The 271-nt window shown below is 47.2% G+C and carries 1 pseudogene; it reads right to left on the reverse strand.

From position 1 onward, the window contains the following. Positions 1 to 271, reverse strand: a pseudogene (locus AAEY78_RS13180) (hypothetical protein); the annotation flags it as partial.

A 271-nucleotide genomic window follows, 5' to 3' on the forward strand; every position in this document is an offset into this window, starting at 1 on the left:
TTACACGATGGTCACTTACCCGTGGTGATGCCGATGTCCAAATGACGGAACATTTTCCGTTTTCTATGGAACACGATGGTTCAATTTGACCACCTTCAGCGGTAAAGTTGATGGTAGTGTCGTCTGGTGCAGGGTTTGCAAAACTGTCAGAGGCATAAGCTGTAATGGTAACTTGTTCGCCGTTGTAGTCGCCCGCTTCAGGGTTGCCATTTGATCTTGAAATACTAAAACCAAGCTGTTGTGGCAAGCCGGTATTGACGGTCAGCTGTTC

It is taken from the genome of Psychrobacter sp. 16-MNA-CIBAN-0192, from assembly GCF_040309565.1.
Lineage (GTDB): Bacteria > Pseudomonadota > Gammaproteobacteria > Pseudomonadales > Moraxellaceae > Psychrobacter.